The following is a 398-nucleotide window of genomic DNA, read 5'->3' as shown; positions in this document are numbered from 1 at the left end:
GGCCGCACATCGTAGCGGCCCAGAACCTCCGTCAGGGTCTCGCGTCGCCCAAAGTGCTCCAGGGCGTTGCGCGACGCCTTCTTCTCGAAAAAGCTGACATAGTCCCCGCCCAGGCTGTGGAGGACGCGGATCTCCCGCGGGGCCGCGGAAAACATGGGCGGGGCGTGAAAGTGGAAGCGCCGCGGGTCGGCGTGCGCGGCGACGAACGCCGGAACGTCCTCGCACGCGGGGGGGATCACGAAGACGGGCAATAACCGGGCGCACGCGGAGCCGTCGGGGCCGATCTTGGCGAAATACGGCAAGCGCAGGCTGTGGCCGTGGGCGTACACGCCCGTATCGATCAGCAAAAAGTTCTTTACGTGGCTCCCTACGGCCTCCACGAAGTCGCGGTCCAACAG

The 398-nt window shown here is 66.8% G+C and carries 1 protein-coding gene; it reads right to left on the bottom strand.

Going from position 1 to position 398, the window contains the following annotated elements:
• On the bottom strand, positions 1 to 398 hold a 398-nt coding region (locus D7W81_RS44700), incomplete at both ends, for a hypothetical protein (RefSeq protein WP_158621797.1).

It is taken from the genome of Corallococcus aberystwythensis (assembly GCF_003612165.1).
GTDB classification, from domain to species: domain Bacteria; phylum Myxococcota; class Myxococcia; order Myxococcales; family Myxococcaceae; genus Corallococcus; species Corallococcus aberystwythensis.
This window is presented reverse-complemented; position numbering and strand designations above follow the sequence as displayed.